Source organism: Streptomyces sp. NPDC090442, assembly GCF_044769405.1.
Lineage (GTDB): Bacteria > Actinomycetota > Actinomycetes > Streptomycetales > Streptomycetaceae > Streptomyces.
In genome coordinates this window covers 372,386-394,248 of record NZ_JBIVXW010000001.1, presented here as the reverse complement: position 1 = coordinate 394,248, position 21,863 = coordinate 372,386, and the positions used below count along the sequence as shown (strand labels likewise).

The window sequence follows — 21,863 nt, the reverse complement described above, 5'->3', positions numbered from 1 at the left end:
CCGCCCCGCACACGGCGGCCCGCTCCGCGCTGCGACGCGTTCGCGACGCTCCCGGCGATGTTGCCGGCGCCGCGGGCACCGCTCTCCTTTAGGCTCGCGCCGGAACGCGTCCGTACGACCAGGAACCACCAGGAGCACCGTCGCCATGGCCAAGAAGCGCCGCCCCCAGCCCCGGGCCGCAGCAGTACAGATCAAGGACGGCGAGGTGCCGGTGGTCGGCGCCCGCGAGCCCTGCCCGTGCGGTTCCGGCCGCCGCTACAAGGCGTGCCACGGCCGGCAGGCCGCGCACGCCGTCACCGAGCTGGTGCGGCGCCCGTTCGAGGGGCTGCCCGGCGAGTGCGACTGGGTCGCGCTGCGCGAGCTGGTGCCCGCCGCCACCGCCCCGTTGACACTCAAGGGCGGGCTGCCCGAGGGCGTGCCCTCGGTGACGCTGGCCACCGTGCTGCCGATGGCCTGGCCGGCGCTGCGCCGGGACAACGGCGCGGTGCTGCTCGGCCTCCAGAACGACACCTCGTCCGGCGACATCAGCCGGGACCTCGCCGACACCCTCCAGCGGGCGCTGACCACCGAGCCCGGCCACCCGGTCGCCGCCGGGCGGGCCCCCGCCGACGGGCCGCGGCTGCAGGACCTGTTGGACCTGGACGCTCCTTTTGAGCCGACCGTCCACACCGGCTTCGAGTTCTGGGTGGAGAACGCCGAGAACGCCACCGGCGAGGTCGCCGCCTCCCTGGAGCGGGCCAACGCCGCGGCCATCCCCACCGCCCGCATCCCGGGCCTGGAGGGCGCGTACTGGTGCGAGGCCCCGGAGAAGAACCACCTGCGCTGGGTCACCGAGCACCCCGAGGAGCAACTGCTCGACGCGCTCGCCCGGCTGCACGCGGCCGGCACCTCCGCGCTCGGTGAAGGCACCCGGCTGGTCGGCTCGTTCCGGGCGCACGGCCTGGTCGTCCCGGTGTGGGACCTGCCGTCCTCGATGAGCGCCGACGACGTCGCCGGTCCGGCCGCCGCGTTCCAGGAGCGGCTGGCCAAGGCGCTCGCCACGGACGCGCCGCTGACCACCGAGGAGCGCCGGGCCCGCGGCGGGCTCACCAACCGTCAGGTCACGCTGAGCTGACCGGCCCGACGACACGACCGTGGACGTGAGACCGGTCACAGCGGTGCGGCAACTCCCCGGTGCCCACCGGTAAATCCGCGTCCGGAATTCCACGATCGAATTTGCGAACCGCCGATCTCTTGTTACGGTTCTAAGAGCCCGGTCGCTGGTGCATCCCCCGTCGCCAGCGACCGGGCGCTTCCATGTCCGGACGCGCGTCGCGCGGCCCCGGGCCGCCGCCCGCCCAGGGTCGGGCCCTCACCGCTGTGAACTCCCGCCGCCCGGCGTCCAGTTGGCGCCCGAGCGCAGCCGCAGCCGCTCCCCCGCCGCGTCGGAGAACTCCGCCACCGCCCCGTAGGACACCCGCGTCCCGCGCGCCGTCGGACCGCCCGGGGTCTCGCAGACGCCCGGCGCCCCGCCCGCCGGAACCACGCAATCCGCCTGGCTGTTCCGGCCGTCCGGGCGCAGCAGCGTCAACGCGGCCCGCGGCGGTTCACCCGTGGAGTTCCGGAACGAGGTGCGCGCCCAGGTGCGGCCGCCCTCGGTGAGGACGCAGGTCCGGGCCGTGAGCCCGTGCCGGGCGGGGAGTTCGGGCCCGCAGTGGGCGGTGCGGCCGCTCGTGAGGAGGGCACCGACGAGGTCGGCGAGCGGCTCGGCGGGGGCGTCGGCGGCCGTGCGGGCGGCCGGCGGCTGGGCCCGGTCCGCCGGGCCGGCCGTCGCGGCGGCCAGGGGGACGGTGAGGGCGAGCACGGCGGTGCCGGCGAGCCCGGTCAGGCGGAGAATCCGCGCACGCTGCATGGGACCCACTTGCGAGAGGTACGACGGGGCGGGGGAGGCGGGGGCAGTGCCGTCCGCGACCGGCGGACGGTGCGCCGAACCTATCGGCCCACCGGAGTGGCACCGGATGTCCGACCCCGGGGATCCCACGGCCCCCAACGACCGCTCACACCCTTACGGGTGAACCGGAGAGGCGCGTTTTCCGGCCACCTCCCGGTGCGGCCGCCGTCGCACCGGAGGGGCCTTCAGTACGCGAGCCGACTGCCGCCGTCGGGGGTGGCGGTGCTCGCCGTGACCAGCGCGTCGACGATCGTGGCGACCTTCGGCAACCGGGGCGCGACCCGGGTGGAAGCCGGCGGGCGCTCCCAACGGACCTTGCCGGCACCGGTCGGGGACGGCGGCAGCACCAGATAGCCGCCCTCGCCGTGGAACCGCAGCGAGCTGGGCACCCAGTCCCGGGAACTCAGCAGCTCGCCCAACTCCGGGAGCCCGTACGGCGATACGAGCAGCGACCAACGGGTCGGGGTGGCCACCACGGGGCCGGTGCGGACGCCGAAGTGGTCCAGCGCGGCCAGCGCGCGGGCCCCGGCGACCGCGGGCAGGCTCACCGCGCACGGGGCCCGGCCGCCGGTCGCCAGGACGATCGGCGCGTCCGGGCGGTTGGTCCACCACCACCGCACCATCTTCGGGTCGGTGGTGGCCGCCAACAGCCCCGGGTCGAAGGGGTGCGCGCCCGGCACCACGCAGTCGGGATCGGGGCAATTGCAGCGGCGGGGCGCCCGCTCGCCGAGGCCGAGCCGCCCGCCCGCCTGCTGCCGGCCGGCGGGCCGCAGCCCGACGCCCGGGAGGACGGGCCACTGCCACTCGGTGGCGCAGTGGAGCGCCGCACCGAGCAGCGCCGACCTCCCGCCGCGCCGGAACAGGGGCTTGCGTCGCCTTCCGAGGATCTCGCGCATGAGCGCTCGTTCCTTTCCGTTACGCCGAGGGCTGGTCCTTCGCACTGCACGTCGGTGAGCTGACACCGTTGGTGCATGCCGTTCGCAATTGCCGTTGTGGTGCTCCGGGCCGGTACGAGCTGGTGCTTTGGGCCCGGTCATGCGGTTCGGCCGGCCGGCCGGGTTGTGCGACCCGAAGGTCGATGGCGCTCGATCACCACACGTGGCGCTCTGGTCACCGCGTGTACGAGGCAGCGCATCACGCCGTACACCGGGCGTGGAACGTGGCGGAGGGTGGCGCGCGCATGGCGCTTGCGCTTCCGGTGTGCCATCCCACCACTGGTGGAGTGCGTCGCGGTGTCGCCGTATAGGACGCCGGTGCCCGCCGGAGAGTTCCGGTGCGGTCCCAACTGCCCCCGCACCTATCCGAGTAGGTACCCGCCACGGTGGATATGACGCGCTGCTGATCGCCGCCAGCAGACCGCAAATTGACGCCCGGGGGGCTGTTTTCAGGCCAATCTACAGACCTCGTTGACACCACAAACCTCAAAGGGACAGTGCTGGACATCACATCGCCGGTGCGTGTACATGTGGAGGCATTGATAGCGGAGCAGCATGACATGGGGGTTTGCGATGCTATTGAGGAAATTGAGCGGGCGACAGTACCGCACAACATCACTCAAACAAACGCCGCACTCCCTGCCACATCGCGGCCTGACCTGGGGATTTGCCGGGCGCGACGTGGGTCGCCGGCCATGAGCGCCGCGCACGTCCCGAAAGTGGCTGGAATCGAACCAGCTCTCCCCTCTCCCACGCACACTACCGATCCTCATGTGACGCCTGCCTCCGCCGGCGCCTCCACTGACGGCCCGTCCGACACCGACGCTCCCCAGGACGGCGCCCGCTCCGGCGCGCCGGACGCCCCCGCCGCACCCTCCCCCGTGGAGCGGATCGCCGCCATCCAGGACCGGTTGGCCGGCTGGATCTCCGACCTCAGCACCCTCCACGACCTCACCGAACGGCTCGCCCGCACCCGGACGTTGGAGGACGCGCTGCGCGAACTCCTGCGGGCCGGCGCCTTCCTCGTCGGCGCCCGCCGCGGCTTGGTCGTCCTGGACCCGCAGGACGGCCTCGGTCCGCGCACCACCGTCGGCCTCGGCCTCGGCCACGCCGAGATCGGCCACATCGAGACCGTGCCGCGCCGCGCCCTGTCGTTCGCGCGGATACTGGACGGCCTGCCCGAGCCCGGCGCGGCCGACGGCGCCGACCCCGAGGCCCGGACCGAGATCGCCGAGCCGGACATCCCCGGGGAGCAGGGCCTCGACCCCCGGCTCCGCGAGGTCGCCGCCCGCCTCGGCTACGCCGCCAGCTACGCCGTGCCGCTGGCCGCCGACTCCGTCGGCCGGATCGGCGCCGCGGTCTGGCTCTACGACGAGCCCGCCGAGCCCGGCGACCGCCGGCGCCACCTCGTCGGCCTCTACCGGGTGCACGCCTCCGAGCACCTCGCCCGGCTCCTCGAACTCCACCGCAGCCGACAGACCGCCCGCACCCTGCAAGCGGAGCTGCTGCCCAGCAGGCTGCCGCGGATCCCCGGCGTCCGGCTCGCGGTGCGGCACGCCACCGGGCCGCGCGGCGGCGGCGATTGGTACGACGCGCTGGCGCTGCCGGACGGCGCGCTCGGGCTGGCGGTGGGCTCGGTCACCGGGTCCGGGCCGAGCGCGGTGGCCGCCATGGGGCGGCTGCGGGCCTCGCTGCGGGCCTACGCCGTGATGGAGGGCGAGGACCCGGTCGCGGTCCTCTCCGACCTGGAGCTGCTGATGCGGCTGACCGAGCCGGCCCGCAGCGCCACCGCGCTGTTCGCCTTCACCGAGCCGCCACCGGGGGCCGCGGGCGGGCCCGGTGCGCCCGCGCTGCCGCCGGGGCTCGACGTCCCGGCGCCGCGCAAGATGGTGCTGGCCGGGGCCGGTCACTGCCCGCCGCTGGTCCTCGGCGACCTGCGGGCGGAGTTCGTGGAGACCTCGCTCTCCGCGCCGCTCGGCATGCTGGCCTGCTGGGAGGCGCCCAGCGTGGAGATCGAACCGGCCCCCGGCGAGACCGTGCTGCTCTACAGCGACGGGCTGCTGCACCGCACCGGCGAGCCGATGGACCGGGCCTTCGCCCGTCTGCACTCCGCGGCCGCCGGCGTCCCCCGGGCGAGCCGGCACGACCCGGAGGCGGTCGTCGACCACATCGTCACGACCGTGCTGCCGCAGGGCCTCGACGACCCCTCCTCGGAGGAGGACGTGGTTCTGCTCGCGGCGTATTTCGCCGAGTAGGGAAGAGAAACCGCAGGTCATAGGGGTGGGCGCGACGGCGCCCACCCTTTGTGCGCGCGGCGCACGACAGCTCGTGGCTTCCGGCCTCTGGACCGTTTTCCGCTCACACTTACGATGGAATCCGGTTCAGTCTTAAGCGCCTTAAAAGGAGGCATGGTGACCGACGAGCTCACTCCGGAGACCCCGGACGAGGAAGAGCAGCCGATCAAGCAGCGCAAGAACGGCCTGTACCCGGGCGTCTCGGACGAGCTCGCGGAGAACATGAAGAGCGGCTGGGCCGACACCGAGCTGCGCGACCTCGCACCGATCGCGCAGGCCGGGCACGCCGCCGACCGCCGCGCCGCGCTCTCCGCGCGCTTCCCCGGCGAGCGCCTGGTGATCCCCGCGGGCCTGCTCAAGACCCGCGCCAACGACACCGAGTACGCCTTCCGCGCCGCGACCGAGTACGTCTACCTCACCGGCGACCAGACCGACGGCAGCGTCCTCGTCCTGGAGCCGCGCCCCGACGGCGCCGAGGGCCACGAGCAGACGCTCTACCGCCTGCCGCGCTCCAACCGCGAGAACGGCGAGTTCTGGCTCAACGGCATGGGCGAGCTGTGGGTCGGCCGCCGGCACAGCCTCGACGAGTCCGCGGCGCTGCTCGGCATCGCCTGCAAGGACGTCCGCGAGCTGCCCGAGCAGCTCAAGGAGGCCACCGGCCCGGTCCGGGTGGTCCGCGGGTACGACGCCCCGCTGGAGCAGGCGCTGCACGACAAGGTCACCGCGGAGCGGGACGAAGAGCTGCGGGTGTACCTCTCCGAGGCCCGGCTGGTGAAGGACGCGTTCGAGATCGGCGAGCTCCAGAAGGCCGTGGACTCCACCGCGCGCGGCTTCGCGGACGTCGTCAAGGTCCTGGACAAGGCCGAGGCGACCAGCGAGCGCTACATCGAGGGCACCTTCTTCCTGCGCGCCCGGGTCGAGGGCAACGACGTCGGCTACGGCTCCATCTGCGCCGCCGGGCCGCACGCCACCACCCTGCACTGGGTCCGCAACGACGGCGCGGTCCGCTCCGGCGAACTGCTGCTGCTGGACGCGGGCGTGGAGACCACCACCCTCTACACCGCGGACGTCACCCGCACCCTGCCGATCAACGGCCGCTACACCGACCTCCAGCGCAAGATCTACGACGCGGTCTACGAGGCCCAGGAGGCCGGCATCGCGGCGGTGAAGCCGGGCGCCTCCTTCCGCGACTTCCACGACGCGGCCCAGCGGGTGCTCGCCGAGAAGCTGGTGGAGTGGGGCCTGGTGGAGGGCCCCGTCGAGCGGGTCCTGGAGCTGGGCCTCCAGCGCCGCTGGACCCTGCACGGCACCGGCCACATGCTCGGCCTGGACGTCCACGACTGCGCCGCGGCCCGCACCGAGAGCTATGTCAACGGCACGCTGGAGCCCGGCATGGTGCTGACCGTCGAGCCCGGCCTGTACTTCCAGGCGGACGACCTGACCGTGCCCGAGGAGTACCGCGGCATCGGCATCCGGATCGAGGACGACATCCTGGTGACCGAGGACGGCAACCGCAACCTGTCGACGGCGCTGCCGCGCCGGTCGGACGAGGTCGAGGCGTGGATGGCGGACCTGCTCGGCAAGTGAGCCCCGCGCGCGACCGAAACGGCGCGCCGGGGCGGGCGGCTCAGACCGCCCGCCCCGGCGCGCCGTCGTCGTTGTCGCTCAAGTCCCCTTCGCCGGTGGCGCCTTCGCCGCCCCCGGCGGTGGCGTACGCGCCCGCGCGGGCCGCGGCCCAGACGGCGGTGGCGGTGGACTCGGCGAGGGCCGGGTCCACCGCGCCGCGGGCGATCAGGATCCGGTAGTAGAAGGGCGCGCCGAGCGCCGCCATCACCGCCTTGGGGTCGGTGTCCGCGGGCAGTTCGCCGCGCTCGATGCCGCGCCGGACCATCGCCCCGGCCAGCCCCAGCCGTTCGTCGAAGAAGCTCCGCAGCGCGTTGGCCGCCTGGGGGTCGCGGGCCGCCGCGGCGACCACCGCCTCGATCAGGCAACGGGTCCGGGCCGCCCCGTAGAACCGCCCTATCGCGTGGGCCAGCGCCCGCAGATCGCCCTGGAGGCCGCCGGTGTCCGGCAGCGGCACCTCGTGGCTCACCTCGACCAGCAGCTCGCAGACCAGCTTGTCCACGCTGCGCCAGCGGCGGTAGAGCGTCGCGAGGTGGACACCGGAGCGCTGGGCCACCCGCTCCATGGTGAGCCGGGCGAAGCCGCCCTCGGCCAACTCCTCGGAGACGGCGGCCAGTACGGCGCGCCGGGTGCGGGCCGTACGCCCTCCGGGGCGGCTCTCGCCCGGGGCCTGATGCGCGGTCGTCACGGCGGCTCCGTTGCGGGGTCGTAGTGCGGATCGCAGCGCGGATTGCAGTGCGGGTTCTGGCCAAGTATTGTCCAACACAGATTAACGCGAGCAACTTCGCGTTAGTCCTGGTGCCGCGCTGGTCTCGCCGGGACAGGGGACGCCGCGGGGGAGGTCCTCCTCCCGCGAGACCGCGCAGCCCGCCTCTCCGCAGCGGCGAATTCCCGTCATTTTCCCGGGACTTGTGCGCCCCCCGACTTGCCCGCTCCGGACCTCGCCAACTTCCCGGGTTCCCTCCTCCTGGCTTCCCGCCCCCGGCGTCGCTCAGCGCAGCCCGTGCCGGCGGGCCACCATCCGTTCCACCGCCGCGTCGGGCAGCAGCCGCCGCAGCAGAAAGACCGCGGGGGCGTTGCTGCCGACCGCGTAGTGCGACCGCGGACGGGGTGCCTCGATCGCCTTCAGGACGGTGGCGGCGACGCGCTCCGGGGCGGTGCCGCGCGCCTCGTTGGCGTCGAGGGCGGCCCGCATCGTGCGGTACCCGTCCGCGAACGGCGAGCCGTCGGCGAGGTAGTCGGTGCGCCGGGCGCTGATGCCGGTGGCGATCGAGCCCGGCTCGACGGTGGTCAACGCCACGCCGTAGGGCGCCAGTTCGCGCCGGGCGGCGTCCGCGAAGCCCTTGAGCGCGGCCTTGGAGGCGACGTAGGAGGAGCGGTAGGCGAGCGGGAAGCTGGCCAGCATGGAGCCGACCATCACCACCCGGCCGTGGCCGCGCTCCCGCATTCCGGGCAGCAGGAGTTGGGTGAGGCGGACGGCGCCGAAGACGTTGAGCTGGAACAGGCGGCGGACGGCGGCCGTCGGGAGCTCCTCGAAGGGGCCGCTCTGGCTCTCGCCGGCGTTGTTGACCAGCACGTCGACCGGGCCCGCGGCGGCCGCGCACGCCTCGATGGACGCCTCGTCGGCGAGGTCGAGCGGGAGGTAGCGGACGCCGGGCAGCGGCGCCGCGACGGCTCCCGGGTCGCGGCTGGTCCCCAGGACGCGGTGGCCGCGGGCGACCAGCGCCGCCGCCACCGCGGCGCCGATGCCGGAGGACGCCCCGGTCACCAGCGCGGTGCGCCCGCCCCCGTCGGCGGCCGTGCGGCCGCTCACGCCAGCCTCCGGGCCAGCGCCCGGCCCGCCGCCCGGCCGGAGAAGATGCAGCCGCCCAGGAAGGTGCCCTCCAGCGCGTTGTAGCCGTGCACCCCGCCGCCGCCGAAGCCGGCCACCTCGCCGGCCGCGTAGAGCCCGTCGAAGGGCTCCCCGTCCGGCCGGACCACCTGCGACTCCAAGGTGGTCTCCAACCCGCCCAGCGTCTTACGGGTCAGCACGTGCAGCCGGACCGCGATCAACGGGCCGTGCGCCGGGTCGAGCAGCCGGTGCGGTTTGGCGACCCGGGTGAGCTTGTCCGGCCAGTACTCCCGCGCGTTGCGCACCGCCATCACCTGGAGGTCCTTGGAGTAGGGGTGGGCCACCGCCCGGTCCCGGGCCAGCACCTCCCGCTCAACCTGCGCGTAGTCCAGGGGAGTCGACGGTTCCAGGGCGTTCATCCCGGCGACCAGTTCGCGCAGGGTGCGCCGGACGACGAAGTCCTCCCCGCGGTCCAGGAACGCCTGGACCGGGCCGGGCGCGCCCTTCTTCACCCGCGCCAGGGCGAGTTTGAGGTCCTTGCCCGTGATGTCCGGGTTCTGTTCGGAGCCGGAGAGCGCGAACTCCTTCTCCACGATGGAGCGGGTGAGCAGGAACCAGGTGTGGTCGTGGCCGGTGTGCAGGATGTGGCGCAAGGTGCCGAGGGTGTCGTGGCCGGGGAAGAGCGGCGCGGGCAGCCGCCGTCCGGTGGCGTCCAACCACAGCGAGGACGGGCCGGGGATGATCCGGATCGCGTGGTCGGGCCAGATCGGGTCCCAGTTCTTGATGCCCTCGGTGTAGTGCCACATCCGGTCGCGGTTGACCAGCGAGCCGCCGGCCCGCTCGGTGATCTGGAGCATCCGCCCGTCCACGTAGGCGGGCACGCCGGTGATCATCGACGTGGGGGCCGGGCCGACCCGGTCAACCGGCCAGTTCCTGCGGACCAGTTCGTGGTTGCCGCCGATGCCACCGGAGGTCACCACCACCGCCTGCGCGCGGAGCGTGAACTCCCCCTCGGCCTCGCGCGAGGAGGCCACGCCGCGCGGCAGGTCCGACGGCACCAGCGTGGTGCCGCGCACCCCGACCGCCGCCCCGTTCTCCACGATCAACTCGTCGACCCGGTGCCGGTGTCGGAACCGCACCAGCCCGCGCTCGGCCGCGGCCCGCACCGGCTCGGCGAAGACCCGGACGACCTCGGGGCCGGTGCCCCAGGTGAGGTGGAAGCGGGGCACGGAGTTGCCGTGCCCACTGGCCGTGCCGGCGCCGCGCTCGGCCCAGCCGACGGTGGGGGTCAGCCGCAGCCCCAGGTCGTGGAGGTAGCGGCGCTTCTCGCCGGCGGCGAAGTCCACGTACGCCTGCGCCCACTGCCGCGGCCAGTGGTCCTCCCGCTCGCGGTCGAAGCCGGCCGAGTCCAGCCAGTCGGACAGCGCCAGTTCGGGCGAGTCCTTGATGCCGGCCCGCCGCTGCTCGGGGCTGTCCACCAGGAACAGCCCGCCCAGCGACCAGAACGCCTGGCCACCGAGGTTGGCCCCGCTCTCCTGGTCGACCACGATCACCCGCCGTCCCGCGCGGGTGAGTTCGTGGGTGGCGACCAGTCCGGCCAGCCCGGCCCCGACGACGATGACGTCGGCGTCCTCACTCATGGGAGCTCCTCTACGGTTCCGCGGTGGCCGCCCGCGCACCGGCCGACAGCCTTGTCGCGTCCATGTCCGTAACAAACCGATACGGGAACGTATCCGATGTGCCGGTGCCGCAACAAGGACCGTCCGGGCACCGGCCACCCGGAGCCACCACCCCCCGCCCCCGGGCCCGGCTTCTACTATGAGCGGGACATTCGAGCGGACGGACTCCGTCCCCGTCGCCGCCGGCAACGGCCCGGCCGGGGCGGGCGGAGCGAACTGGGGGACCTGTCGTGGGCTTCATGGACCGCGTACGCGGCGAATTCATCGACATCATCGAGTGGACCGACGACAGTCGGGACACGATCGTCTGGCGCTTCCCGCGCTACGAGAACGAGATCAAGATGGGCGCCAAGCTCATCGTGCGCGAGTCGCAGGCCGCCGTCTTCGTCAACCAGGGCCGGATCGCCGACGTCTTCGCGCCGGGCATGTACGAGCTCCAGACCGGGAACCTGCCGATCCTGGCGACCCTCCAGGGCTGGAAGTACGGCTTCCACTCGCCGTTCAAGGCAGAGGTCTACTTCGTCACCACCCGGCAGTTCACGGACCTGAAGTGGGGCACCCAGAACCCGGTCACGGTCCGGGACCCGGAGTTCGGCATGGTGCGGCTGCGGGCCTTCGGCGGCTACGCGGCGCGGGTCTCCGACCCCGCCAAGCTGATCACCGAACTCGCCGGCACCGACCCGCAGTTCCGCACCGAGGAGGTCGAGGAGTACCTCCGACAGCTGATCGTGGGGCGGCTGGGCACGCTGCTGGCCGGCTCGGGCATCCCGATGCTCGACCTCGCCGCGCGCCAGGGCGAGCTCGGCGACCGGCTGGCCAAGGCGCTCACCGACGAACTGGCCCCCTCGCACGGCCTGTCCATCCCGAAGTTCATCATCGAGAACATCTCGCTGCCGCCCGAGGTCGAGCAGGCCATCGACGCCCGCAGCCGGATGGGCATCATCGGGAACGTCGACAACTACGCGCGCCTCCAGGCCGCGGACGCGATCCGGGACGCGGCGAACAACCCCGGCGGCGCCGGCGAGGGCATCGGCCTGGGGCTCGGCATGGCCGCCGGCCAGCAGATGGCGCAGGCGTTCGCGCCCCAGCAGAACCAGCCGCAGGGCCAGCAGCCGTCGGCCGCACCGGCCCCGGGTGGCGCGGCCGTTCCGCCGCCGCTGCCCGGTCAGCAGCACCAGTGGTACGTGGCCGTGGACGGGCAGCAGCAAGGCCCCTACGACCACGCGACGTTCACCGGGCACATCGGCTCGGGCGCGATCCGGCCGGGCATGCTCGCCTGGCGGGAGGGCATGGCCTCGTGGCAGCCGGTGGAGAACGTGCCGGAGCTCGCCCCGCACTTCCGCGCCACCCCGCCCCCGCTGCCGCCGCAGGCGTGACCACCGCCAGGAGGCCGTGACCCATGAGCTATCAGCCCTACCAGCCACAGCAGCCGCAGCAGCCGTACCCACCCCAACCGCCATACCAGCAGCAGCAACAGCCGCCACAGCCATACCAACAGCCCTACCCGCAGCAGGCACCGCAGCAGCCGTACCCGCCGCAGGCTCCCCAACCGCCGTACCCGCAACAGCCGTACCAACAACAGCCCCCACAGCCCTACCAACAGCAGCCGCCACCGCAGCAGCAACAGCCGTACCAGCAACCGCAGCCGCCTGTGCCGCCCCAGCCCCAGCAGCCCGACGGGCAGCAGCAGCCGCGCACCTACGCCTGCCCGAGCTGCGGCTCCACCACCGAGTACGCCCCCGGAACCAGCGTCCTGCGCTGCCCCAACTGCCGCTTCGAGCAGCCCATCGCCCCCGTCAACCGCGAGGTGCGGGAGCACGCGTGGGAGGAGTTGGCGAGCCTGCCGCCCAAGCCGCTGGAGCCCGGCGGGCAGGCCCTGAAGTGCCCCGGCTGCGGCGCGGTCAACGAGACCACCGCGCTCTCCGGCCGCTGCCAGTTCTGCGCCACGCCCCTGGTCGCGTCGGCCGCCGGGGACCGCATCGCGCCCGAGGGCCTGGTGCCGTTCCGGGTGGCGAAGCGGGAGGTGCACGACAACCTGCGCAAGTGGGCCCGCTCCCGCTGGTTCGCGCCGAACAACCTCAAGAAGGTCAGCGCGGCCGAGACCCTGCACGGCACCTACGTGCCGCACTGGACGTACGACGCCGAGACCTCCTCCACGTACCGCGGCCAGCGCGGCGAGGAGTACACCGTCGGCAGCGGCGACGACAAGGAGACCAAGGTCCGCTGGTACCGCGTCAACGGCTCGGTCCAGCGCGTCTTCGACGACGTCCTCGTCCCCGGCGTCGGGAACATCCCGGCCGAGCGCCTCCAGGCCCTGGAGCCCTGGCCGCTCAAGCAGGCGGTGGCGTATCAGGAGGAGTACCTGGCGGGCTTCCGGACCCTGCGGTACGAGGTGGAGCCGGAGGCCGGTTTCCAGACCGCCCAGCAGAAGATGGCCGAGGTCATCGAGAAGGACGTCAAGCGGGACATCGGCGGCGACCGGCAGCGGGTGCACGAGATCAACACCGACTACACGGCGGTGACCTACAAGCTCCTGATGCTGCCCGTGTGGTTCGCCTCGTACGTCTACAACGGCAAGCAGTGGCAGGTCATGGTCAACGCCGAGACCGGCGAGGTGACCGGCGACCGTCCCTACAGCCCCTGGAAGATCGCCTTCGCGGTCGTCGTCCTGGCCGTCGTGGTCACGACCCTCGTGCTCGTCTTCAACCGCCACCACTGACGAGGGGGCGAGGGCCCTCGCTCAGGACGCCATCGGAAGCGCCGCGCCCTCGCGCCACTTGAGGATCTTGTCGAAGCTGACCACCGCACCGCGCCGGCCGGTGCGGTTGCGGTACTGGACGTGGTCGGTGAGCGCCTCGATCAAAAAGAGCCCCCGGCCGTCCTCGGCGTATCCGGGGGCCTGCGCGGGGGTGGGGACGGGGGCCGGCGTCGGCAACGACCGGTCCGCGGCGGTATGCGGCGGGGCGGGGCGGCAGAAGCCGGGGCCGGAGTCGGTGACCTCGATGCGGCAGGTGTCGCCGTCGAGATAGGCGGTGACGCGGTAGTCGTCGGTGGCGTCGCCGCCGTGCTCGACGGCGTTGGCACAGGCTTCGGAGAGGGCGACCGAGAGGTCGTAGCAGATGTCGGGGTCGACGCCGGCGGTCTCCATCGCGCCCAGCAGCAGGCGTCGGGCGAGCGGCACGCTCGCGGGCTCACGCCGCAGATGGAGGGACCACCAGATGCTCATCGCTCCTGCCTCCTGGCCGCGGCTCGACATACCGATACGTATTGCCTCGCCGCAAGGTCCGTAAGCCTCTCGGGAACGTGATACCGCTCATTCGGCGGATGCGGAAAGTGAGCGCACGGGTGTAGGCGAGGTGCCGGGTGCACGCCACCGCGCGCCCGGCCCGGGATCCCGGACGCCCCTGGCGGGCGCCCCCGTGAAGCCCTCGCGCGGGACACGGCGAAACCCTGCCGTAGGCCACGGACCGGGGCAGTGGGATGATGGCGCCCGCCATGAGTGCCCCTGCCGTCCCCCCAGCGCGCGCGGCCGCCGATCTGCGGCTGCTGCGGGCCGCGGTGTTCACCGCGGTCTGTGTGACGCTGTCCGCGGCCGGGCACATGGCCGCCTCGTTGGCCGCCGTTCCGCTGTGGACGCTCGGGCTCGCCGCGGTCGCGGTGTTCGCGGTGGCGGCCCCGTTGGCCGGCCGGGAGCGCTCGCTGCCGGGGATCGCGGCCGCGCTGGCGCTCGGACAGATGGCGCTGCACTCGCTGTTCGCACTGGGCCAGCACCCGGAGACGGTCTCTTCCGGGCGGGCCGCCGGCCTCTCCGACGAGGCGGCGGTGGCGCTGGCCCGGCACCTGACGTGCGGGCTGGGCGGCGTCGACCTCGACGGCGGCGGGGCGCGCCAACTGCTCGGCCCCGGCGGGCTGGCGATGGCCAAGGAGACCGGGCTGGCCGGGGCCGGTGGGCACGCGACGAGCGGTGCCGGCGTCCCGATGATGGCGCACTGCCTGGCGCCGTCGGTCCCCATGGTGCTCGGGCACCTGCTCGCCGCGCTCGGCCTCGGCTGGTTGCTGCGGCGGGGCGAGGCCGCGCTGTGGCGGCTGGTGCGGCTGTCCGCCCCGGCGGCGCACGAGGTCGCGGCGCGGGCGCTGATCGGCGTGGTGCGCCGGTCGCTCGCGCTGGTCCACGTCCTGCTCGCGGCCCTCGGCGCGGCGCGGGAGCAGGGGCGGTGCGCCCCCTCGGCCTACGGGGACACCCCCGCGCCGCGGGATCCGGCGCTGCACCACAGCGTCGTACGGCGCGGACCGCCGGCCAACGGTCACCTGGCCCTCGCGGCCTGACGCCCCGCACCCCACGCTCCCGGAGGACTCCCGGGATTCGACGCGTGCGCGCGGGCGTTGCCGTCGCGCGCCGGGCCGGGCCCCGCCCACCCCGTCATCCGTCGTTTCCCCCTCTCCTCATGGAGCGTTTCATGGAGCGTTTCAGCATGGCCAAGAAGTCCGGTATGTCAGCGTTTTCGGGCAGCAGCGCGGCGCCGGCTTCGGCGTCCTCGACGCGGCGGCTGGCCCGCCGGCTGCCCGTCGTCGGCGGGATCGCAGCCGGCAGCGTGCTGCTGTTGGCCGGTCCGGCCTTCGCGCACGTCACCGTGCAGCCCGGCACCGCCCCCAAGGGCGGCTTCGCCACCGTCGACATCAAGGTGCCCAACGAGCGCGACAACGCCTCGACCGTGAAGGTCGAGGTCGCCCTGCCGACCGACCACCCGCTGGCGTCCGTCATGCCGCAGCCGGTGCCGGGCTGGACGGTGGAGGTCACCAAGTCCAAGCTGCCCAAGCCGGTCGAGATGGAGGGCGAGAAGATCAACGAGGCGCCCTCGAAGATCACTTGGACCGCGGACGGCAAGGGCATCGAGCCCGGCCAGTTCCAGCAGTTCCCGCTCTCCGTGGGCCAACTGCCGACCGACGCCGACCAGATCGCCTTCAAGGCCCTCCAGACGTACTCCGACAAGGAGGTCGTGCGCTGGATCGAGCCGACCAAGCCGGGCGGCCCGGAACCGGAGAACCCGGCTCCGGTGCTCAAGCTCACCGCGGCCGACGCCCAGGGCGGCGACCAGGGTGACGGCAAGAACGGCGCCAAGGGCAACACCGCGGCCGCCCCGACCTCCACCAGCGACACCACGGCCCGCGTGCTGGCCGTCGGCGGGATCGTCGTGGGCATCGTCGGCGTCGCCTTCGGCGTGCTCGCCGGCCGGCGCCGCAACGCCTGACCCGCACCCCGCCGCGCACCGCGGCCGGACCGGCGCCCCCACGCCGGTCCGGCCCCCTCCGGCACGAACACCCCGATACGAGAAGACTCTTGACACGAACCGGCCCCAAGCAACCGATACAACGGGACATATCCGTCATGCGTAGAAGAAAACTGCTGGTGTCCGCGCTCGGCGCGGCCGCCGCCCTCGGCCTCACCCTGACCGCCTGCGGCAACGGCGACGCCGACAAGCCGGCCGCCGACGTCTCCGGGGGGACGGCCGCCAAGCCGATCGTCACCCTCGACAGCCCGATGGAGAAGCCGGACCTCACCCTCACCGACTCCGAGGGCAAGTCCTACGACCTGCTGGAGAAGACCAAGGGCCACCCGACCCTGATCTACTTCGGCTACACCAACTGCCCGGACGTCTGCCCGACGACGATGGCCAACATCGCGGTGGCCGTGAAGCAGTTGCCGCAGGCCGAGCGGAACGACCTGCGGGTGGTCTTCGTGACCTCCGACCCCGAGCGGGACACCCCGGCCCAGCTCAAGAAGTGGCTCGGCGGCATCAACAAGGACTTCGTCGGGCTCACCGGCCCGTTCAACAAGATCCAACAGGCCGCCCGCAGCGTGAACATCGGCATCGAGGCGCCGGTCAAGAAGAAGAACGGCGACGTGGTCTCCACCCACGGCGCCCAGGTCCTGCTCAGCTCGCCCAAGGACGACAAGATCCACTGGATGGGCATGCAGGAAGCCACCGCCGACAACTACACCACCGCACTTCCGAAGATCATTAAGGGACAGAACCCGTGACCCGCCGCACCACCCCCCTCGCCCCCGTCAGCCGCCGGATAGCCATGGCCTCCGCGCTCGTCCTCACCACCGGTCTCGCCCTCGCGGGCTGCGGCGGCAAGGACAGCGCCCCGAAGCTCTCGGTCAGCGGCGCGTACATGCCGCAGCCGGTCACCGACCAGATGGCCGGCGCCTACTTCGTGGTCAAGAACGACGGCGGCACCGCCGACAAACTGACCTCGGTCACCAGCGACCTGTCCAAGGACATCAGCCTCCACACCACCAACGGCAACAAGATGGAGCACGTCAACTCCCTGCCGGTGCCGGCCAACGGGGAGCTCAAGCTCAGCTCCGGCGGCGACCACGTGATGTTCATGGGCCTGACGCACAAGCCCACCGCCGGCCAGAAGGTCACCATCGAGCTGCACTTCGCCACCGCCGCCCCGGTGAAGGTCGAGGTGCCGGTGAAGCCGGCCGACTACCGGCCGGGGAAGTGACGGCCGCGGCACCGCCGCGGACCCCGTGACGCAGCGGGCCGGACGACGGCCCCAGTGAAGGAGACGGACTCATGCCAACGGGAAGGGGAGCGCGCACCATGGCCCTCACCGGCTTCCGACCGCGGCGGCTGCTGGTCGTCGTGGCGGTGCTGTTCTGCGCACTGGTCGCGGGCGTCGCCCCGGCCAGCGCGCACGCCGCGCTGACCGGCAGCGACCCCGCGCCGGGATCGGTGGTGGCACACGCCCCCGAGCAGGTCGCGCTCACCTTCTCCGAGGGCGTGGCGATGGGCAACGACTCGCTGCGCGTGCTGGATCCGAAGGGCAAGCGGGTGGACCGCGGCAAGCTGCGCGACCTGTGCAGCGGCAGCACCGTCAAGTACGGGGCCGGGCTGCCGCCGGGGCTGCCCAACGGGACGTACACCGTCGCCTGGCAGGCGATCTCGGCGGACAGCCACCCGGTCTCCGGCGCCTTCACCTTCTCCATCGGGGCGCCGTCCAAGACCGCCGCCGCCGTTCCCCAGGAGCAGGTCGGCGGCGGCCTGGTGGGCGCGCTCTACCAGGTCGGCCGCTACCTCTCCTACGCCGGTTTCGTGCTGCTGGTCGGCGGCTCGGCGTTCGTGCTGGCCTGCCGGCCGGCCGCCTCCCGGGTGCGGTCGGTGCAGCGGCTGGTGGTCCGGGGGTGGGCGCTGCTGACCGGCGCCACGCTGGCGCTGCTGTTGCTGCGCGCCCCGTACACCGGGTCCGGGAAGCTGGCCGACGTCCTCGACCTCGGCGGCCTCCAGGGGGCGCTGCTGACCAAGCCGGGCGCCGCGCTGCTCTGCCGGCTGCTGCTGCTCGCCGCGGCGGCGCTGTTCGTGGCGGTGCTCTTCGGCGCGTACGCCAAGGCGCACGCGCCGGCCGCCGACGGGCCGGCGCAGCCCAACGGCTCCGACGGGCCGGCCGGTTCCGCCGACTCCGACGGTTCCGAGGACGGCGCCGAGCGGCGCGCGGACCTGACCTTGGGGCTCGGCATCGGCGGGACGGTGGTCGCCGTCGGGCTCGCCACCACCTGGGCGCTCGCCGAGCACGCCTCGACCGGGCTCCAGCCCTTCGTGGCGATGCCCGTCGACGTGCTGCACCTGCTCGCGGTCGCCGCCTGGCTCGGCGGGCTGGCGGCCCTGCTGGTGTCCCTCTACTGGGGCCCGGCGATCGAGCGGGCCGCCGTCCGCCGGTTCTCCCGGATCGCCTTCGGCTCCGTCCTGGTGCTGGTCGCCACCGGCATCTACCAGTCCTGGCGGCAGGTCGGCACCTGGCGCGCGCTGGTCGACACCTCCTACGGGCAGTTGCTGCTGGTCAAGGTGGGGCTGGTGGTGGTCATGGTGGCCGTCGCGGGGCTGTCCCGACGGTGGACGGGGCGCCTGGCGGACGCGGCCGGGCGGACCGCGGCGGCCGAGGCGGCGGACTCCGCGGCCCCGGCACCCGAGCCCGCCGCCGTCCCCGCCGGCGGCGCCGCTTCCGGGGACTCCGGCGGCGCCGCCGTCGACCCGGTGCGCGCCGCCCAACTGGCCCGCCAACGGGACGCGTTGGCCACCGCCCGCAAGAAGCAGGTCCGGGACGCCGACCCGGTGCGGCACGGGCTGCGCCGCTCCGTCCTGGCCGAGGCCACCGTCGCGGTGCTGCTGCTCGGGGTGACCACCGCCCTGACCACCACCGAGCCGGCCCGCACCGAGGAGGCCGTGCAGGCCGCCCAGGCCGGGCAGTCCCCCGACGCCAACCAACCGCGGGTGCTGACCGTCCCGTTCGACACCGGCGGCCCGGACGGCAAGGGCACCGCCCGCCTCGACCTCGACCCCGGGCACAGCGGCGGCGGCAACGAGCTGCGGCTGCGGATCGCCGACCCGTCGGGGAAGGTCCGGGACGTGCCCGAGGTGAAGGTCTCCTTCACGCTCGCCGCCAAGAAGCTGGGGCCGCTCCCGGTCGCGCTCCGGCACAGCGGGACCGGCCACTGGACCGCCAGCGGCGTCCAACTCCCGGTCCCCGGGCGGTGGGAGCTCTCGCTGCTCGTCCGGACCTCCGACATCGACCAGGTGACCGAGACCAGGAACGTGACAATCAACTGATGAGCAAGCAGCAGGACGTCAAGGACACCCCGCAGGACGACGCCGCCCGCACCCCCGACGGGCCGTCCACCGCGGACGGCACCACCGTGGAGCTGTCCCGCCGCCGCCTCCTGGGGACCGTCGGCGCGGCCGGCGCGACCGGGCTGATCCTCGGCGGGGCCGGCGGCGCCCTCGGCGTCTCGGCCGCGCGGGCCATGGGCGACGACCCGCAGGCGCTGACCACGATCGGGTCGACCGCGGTGCCGTTTCGGGCCTCGGGCGCCAAGCAGCAGGCGGGCATCACCACTCCGCTCCAGGCCCGCGGCCATCTCGTCGCCTTCGACCTGGCGCCCGGCGCCGGCCGCAAGGAGGCCGCCGCGCTGCTGCGCCGCTGGACGCGCACCGCGCAGGAGTTGATGGCCGGGCGCACCCCGGCCGCCGACACCGACGTGGCGCTGGACGCCGGCCCGTCCTCGCTGACCGTCACCTTCGGCCTGGGCCACGGCTTCTTCGACCGGACCGGCCTGACCGGACACCGACCGGTCCAACTCGACCCGCTGCCGAGCTTCTCCGCCGACGCCCTCGACCCCAAGCGCAGCGACGGCGACCTGTGGGTCCAGATCGGCGCCGACGACGCGCTGGTCGCCTTCCACGCGCTGCGCGCGCTCCAGAAGGAGGCGGCGGACACCGCCCGGCTGCGGTGGCAGATGAACGGCTTCAACCGCACCCCGGGCGCCACCGCGCAGCCGTTGACCGCCCGCAACCTCATGGGCCAGATCGACGGCACCAACAACCCCAAGCCGTCCCAACCGGACTTCGACCGGCGGATCTTCGTCGGCGCGGAGACCCAGCAGGAGTGGATGCGCGGCGGTTCGTACGCGGTGGTGCGCCGCATCCGGATGCTGCTGGACGACTGGGAGAAGCGCTCCCGCACCGAGCAGGAGCGGGTCATAGGCCGGCGCAAGGACAACGGCGCCCCGCTGACCGGCGGCACCGAGACCACCCCGATGAAGCTGGACGCCACCGGAGCCGACGGGCTGCCGGTGATCCCCGCCAACGCGCACGCCCGGATCGCCGCCCCCGAGGCCAACCAGGGCTCGGCGATGCTGCGCCGCCCGTTCTCCTTCCACGACGGCTTCCGCGACGACGGCGCCCCGGACGCCGGGCTGCTCTTCGTCTGCTGGCAGGCCGACCCGCTGCGCGCCTTCACCCAGATCCAGCGGAAGCTGGACCGCGGCGACGCGCTCTCGCCGTTCCTGCGGCACGAGGCCAGCGGCCTGTACGCGGTGCCGCCGGCCCCGTCGGAGGGCGACTACGTGGCCCAGTCGCTGCTGGAGGGCTGACCGCTTGGTGGGACGCGTCCGCCGGGCCCCCGTCGGCTCGGTATCGTGACAGGGCAGGGCGGAAGACGGCGGGGCGCTCCCGCAGGCACGTGAGGGAGTCCACTTCCATGTCGGCCAGTCGCTATACCTATCTCGGTCCCGCGGGCACCTTCACGGAGGCGGCGCTGCGCACCCTCCCCGAGGCGGCGACCCGGGAACTGGTGCCGATGGTGTCGGTCCCGGCCGCGCTGGACGCGGTGCGCGCCGGCGAGGCCGCCGCCGCGCTGGTGCCGATCGAGAACTCCGTCGAGGGCGGGGTGACCACCACCCTCGACGAACTGGCCTCCGGCGAACCGCTGATGATCTACCGCGAGGTGCTGCTGCCGATCGCCTTCGCCCTCCTGGTCCGCCCGGGCACCGAGCTGACCGACGTGAAGACGGTGACCGGGCACCCGGTCGCCCAGCCCCAGGTCCGCCGGTGGCTGGCGGCCCAACTCCCGGACGCGGTCTGGGAGTCGGCGGCCTCCAACGCCGACGGCGCGCGGCTGGTGCAGGAGGGCCGCTACGACGGCGCGTTCGCCGGGGAGTTCGCGGCCGCGACGTACGGGCTGACGCCGCTGGTCACCGACATCCACGACGCGCAGAACGCCGCCACCCGCTTCGTCCTGGTCGGCCGCCCGGCCCGGCCCGCGGCGCCCACCGGCGCGGACAAGACCTCGGTCGTGCTGTGGCTGTCCGCCGACCACCCCGGCGCGCTGCTGGAGCTGCTCCAGGAGTACGCGGTCCGCGGCGTGAACATGATGCGGATCGAGTCCCGGCCGACCGGCGAGGGCATCGGCCGCTACTGCTTCTCGGTCGACTGCGAGGGGCACGTCACCGACCGCCGGGTGGGCGAGGTGCTGATGGGCCTCAAGCGGGTCTGCCGCGAGGTGCGGTTCCTCGGCTCGTACCCGCGGGCCGACGAGGTGACCGCGAGCGTCCGGCCGCAGGTGACCGACACCGCGTTCGCCGAGGCGTCGGACTGGCTGACGCGCTGCCTGGACGGCCGGGGCTGAGCCGGTCCGCCCCCTCCCGCCCGCGTTACGGGCTGTGACCTGCGCCTTCGGTGGGACCGGAGGCGCCGTTCCGAGGTGCCGTCCGACCACCCCTGCGGTTGTCCACAAAGTTATCCACAGGCCCGCTTCTCGACCTGTGGGTAAGTCGACATGCGAGTCGGACGGAGTCGACATATCCCCCTAGTGACCCCACATACATCCACAGTTACCCACAGTGGACCACTGGGGCACGCGTCAGCACAATTCCCGTGATCAATCCTTTAGGGCGAGGTAATCCCACACGAAAGAGTGCGTGAACAGGGTTTGGACGAAGAATCCATAGCGAGCATTTCGGGTGCAGAATGATCAATTCCGGCTTCCACAGATCTCACACACAGCCTGTGGATAAGAATCCGCCAACCCCTCCCCCCTGTGGACAACCCGGGGGATAACCTGGGCGCAACCGCGCCGGCGGGGCGCCGACCCCAAGGGAATCCATGCCGCGAATGCCCTTTTCGCGGCATGAACCGGGAATTCCGCAGGGCCTCACGAAGCGTCACGACAACCACCGCGACAACCGCCGCGACAAGCGTCATCACCACCGCCCGCGAACGTCCCGCC

18 protein-coding genes are annotated in these 21,863 nt (G+C 73.4%); 12 read left to right on the top strand and 6 right to left on the bottom strand.

What is annotated here, in order from left to right:
• Nucleotides 1-145 precede the first annotated feature (145 nt).
• Nucleotides 146-1,114 (top strand): DUF5926 family protein, encoded by a 969-nt coding sequence (locus ACIQU6_RS01785; protein ID WP_403479628.1) that lies wholly within the window; start codon nt 146-148, stop codon nt 1,112-1,114.
• Nucleotides 1,115-1,351: 237 nt separating this feature from the next.
• Here ACIQU6_RS01785 and ACIQU6_RS01780 read toward each other — a convergent pair whose 3' ends face one another.
• Both ACIQU6_RS01780 and ACIQU6_RS01775 read right to left on the bottom strand, forming a co-directional pair.
• A complete protein-coding gene (locus ACIQU6_RS01780; protein ID WP_403479627.1) occupies nt 1,352-1,891 on the bottom strand; it encodes a hypothetical protein in 540 nt (179 codons plus the stop codon).
• Between the two features lie 224 nt (nt 1,892-2,115).
• Complete coding sequence (locus ACIQU6_RS01775) at nt 2,116-2,826, bottom strand: bifunctional DNA primase/polymerase (RefSeq protein ID WP_403479626.1); 711 nt, start codon at nt 2,824-2,826, stop codon at nt 2,116-2,118.
• Nucleotides 2,827-3,584: 758 nt separating this feature from the next.
• Between ACIQU6_RS01775 and ACIQU6_RS01770 the strand changes: the two genes are divergently transcribed.
• A complete protein-coding gene (locus tag ACIQU6_RS01770; protein WP_403479625.1) occupies nt 3,585-5,120 on the top strand; it encodes a PP2C family protein-serine/threonine phosphatase in 1,536 nt (511 codons plus the stop codon).
• A gap of 156 nt (nt 5,121-5,276) precedes the next feature.
• A complete protein-coding gene (locus tag ACIQU6_RS01765) occupies nt 5,277-6,746 on the top strand; it encodes an aminopeptidase P family protein (protein ID WP_403479654.1) in 1,470 nt (489 codons plus the stop codon).
• A gap of 40 nt (nt 6,747-6,786) precedes the next feature.
• Here ACIQU6_RS01765 and ACIQU6_RS01760 read toward each other — a convergent pair whose 3' ends face one another.
• The 3 genes from ACIQU6_RS01760 to ACIQU6_RS01750 form a co-directional block, all read right to left on the bottom strand.
• On the bottom strand, nt 6,787-7,470 hold the full coding sequence (locus ACIQU6_RS01760; protein ID WP_403479624.1) for a TetR/AcrR family transcriptional regulator: 684 nt from the start codon (nt 7,468-7,470) through the stop codon (nt 6,787-6,789).
• A gap of 303 nt (nt 7,471-7,773) precedes the next feature.
• Nucleotides 7,774-8,595: an SDR family oxidoreductase gene (locus ACIQU6_RS01755; RefSeq protein WP_403479623.1), complete on the bottom strand. Its 822-nt coding sequence runs from the start codon at nt 8,593-8,595 to the stop codon at nt 7,774-7,776.
• Entirely contained in the window at nt 8,592-10,253 is a 1,662-nt protein-coding gene (locus ACIQU6_RS01750; RefSeq protein ID WP_403479622.1) for an FAD-binding dehydrogenase, read from the bottom strand. The genes ACIQU6_RS01755 and ACIQU6_RS01750 overlap by 4 nt, the downstream gene beginning before the upstream one ends.
• Before the next feature lie 278 nt (nt 10,254-10,531).
• Here ACIQU6_RS01750 and ACIQU6_RS01745 point away from each other — a divergent pair, with 278 nt between their 5' ends.
• Both ACIQU6_RS01745 and ACIQU6_RS01740 read left to right on the top strand, forming a co-directional pair.
• Nucleotides 10,532-11,668, top strand: coding sequence for an SPFH domain-containing protein (locus ACIQU6_RS01745; protein ID WP_403479621.1), 1,137 nt, complete (start codon nt 10,532-10,534; stop codon nt 11,666-11,668).
• 23 nt (nt 11,669-11,691) lie between these two features.
• Nucleotides 11,692-13,011, top strand: coding sequence for a hypothetical protein (locus ACIQU6_RS01740; RefSeq protein WP_403479620.1), 1,320 nt, complete (start codon nt 11,692-11,694; stop codon nt 13,009-13,011).
• 21 nt (nt 13,012-13,032) lie between these two features.
• Here the strand turns inward: ACIQU6_RS01740 and ACIQU6_RS01735 are convergent, their stop codons facing one another.
• Complete coding sequence (locus ACIQU6_RS01735) at nt 13,033-13,518, bottom strand: ATP-binding protein (protein WP_403479619.1); 486 nt, start codon at nt 13,516-13,518, stop codon at nt 13,033-13,035.
• Nucleotides 13,519-13,787: 269 nt separating this feature from the next.
• Here ACIQU6_RS01735 and ACIQU6_RS01730 point away from each other — a divergent pair, with 269 nt between their 5' ends.
• From ACIQU6_RS01730 to pheA, 7 genes are all read left to right on the top strand, one after another.
• Nucleotides 13,788-14,618, top strand: a complete 831-nt coding sequence (locus tag ACIQU6_RS01730; RefSeq protein WP_403479618.1) for a hypothetical protein — start codon at nt 13,788-13,790, stop codon at nt 14,616-14,618.
• A gap of 146 nt (nt 14,619-14,764) precedes the next feature.
• Nucleotides 14,765-15,541, top strand: a complete 777-nt coding sequence (locus ACIQU6_RS01725; RefSeq protein ID WP_403479653.1) for a YcnI family protein — start codon at nt 14,765-14,767, stop codon at nt 15,539-15,541.
• Nucleotides 15,542-15,678: 137 nt separating this feature from the next.
• Nucleotides 15,679-16,332 (top strand): SCO family protein, encoded by a 654-nt coding sequence (locus ACIQU6_RS01720; RefSeq protein ID WP_403479617.1) that lies wholly within the window; start codon nt 15,679-15,681, stop codon nt 16,330-16,332.
• A complete protein-coding gene (locus ACIQU6_RS01715) occupies nt 16,329-16,808 on the top strand; it encodes a copper chaperone PCu(A)C (RefSeq protein WP_403479616.1) in 480 nt (159 codons plus the stop codon). The genes ACIQU6_RS01720 and ACIQU6_RS01715 overlap by 4 nt, the downstream gene beginning before the upstream one ends.
• A gap of 98 nt (nt 16,809-16,906) precedes the next feature.
• Nucleotides 16,907-18,907: a copper resistance protein CopC gene (locus tag ACIQU6_RS01710; RefSeq protein WP_403479652.1), complete on the top strand. Its 2,001-nt coding sequence runs from the start codon at nt 16,907-16,909 to the stop codon at nt 18,905-18,907.
• Nucleotides 18,907-20,229 carry an iron uptake transporter deferrochelatase/peroxidase subunit gene (gene efeB / locus ACIQU6_RS01705; protein ID WP_403479615.1) on the top strand — a complete coding sequence of 441 codons (1,323 nt, stop codon included), beginning with the start codon at nt 18,907-18,909 and terminating at the stop codon, nt 20,227-20,229. Before ACIQU6_RS01710 ends, efeB begins: the two co-directional genes overlap by 1 nt.
• Before the next feature lie 107 nt (nt 20,230-20,336).
• Nucleotides 20,337-21,263 carry a prephenate dehydratase gene (gene pheA, locus ACIQU6_RS01700; protein WP_403479614.1) on the top strand — a complete coding sequence of 309 codons (927 nt, stop codon included), beginning with the start codon at nt 20,337-20,339 and terminating at the stop codon, nt 21,261-21,263.
• Nucleotides 21,264-21,863 lie beyond the last annotated feature (600 nt).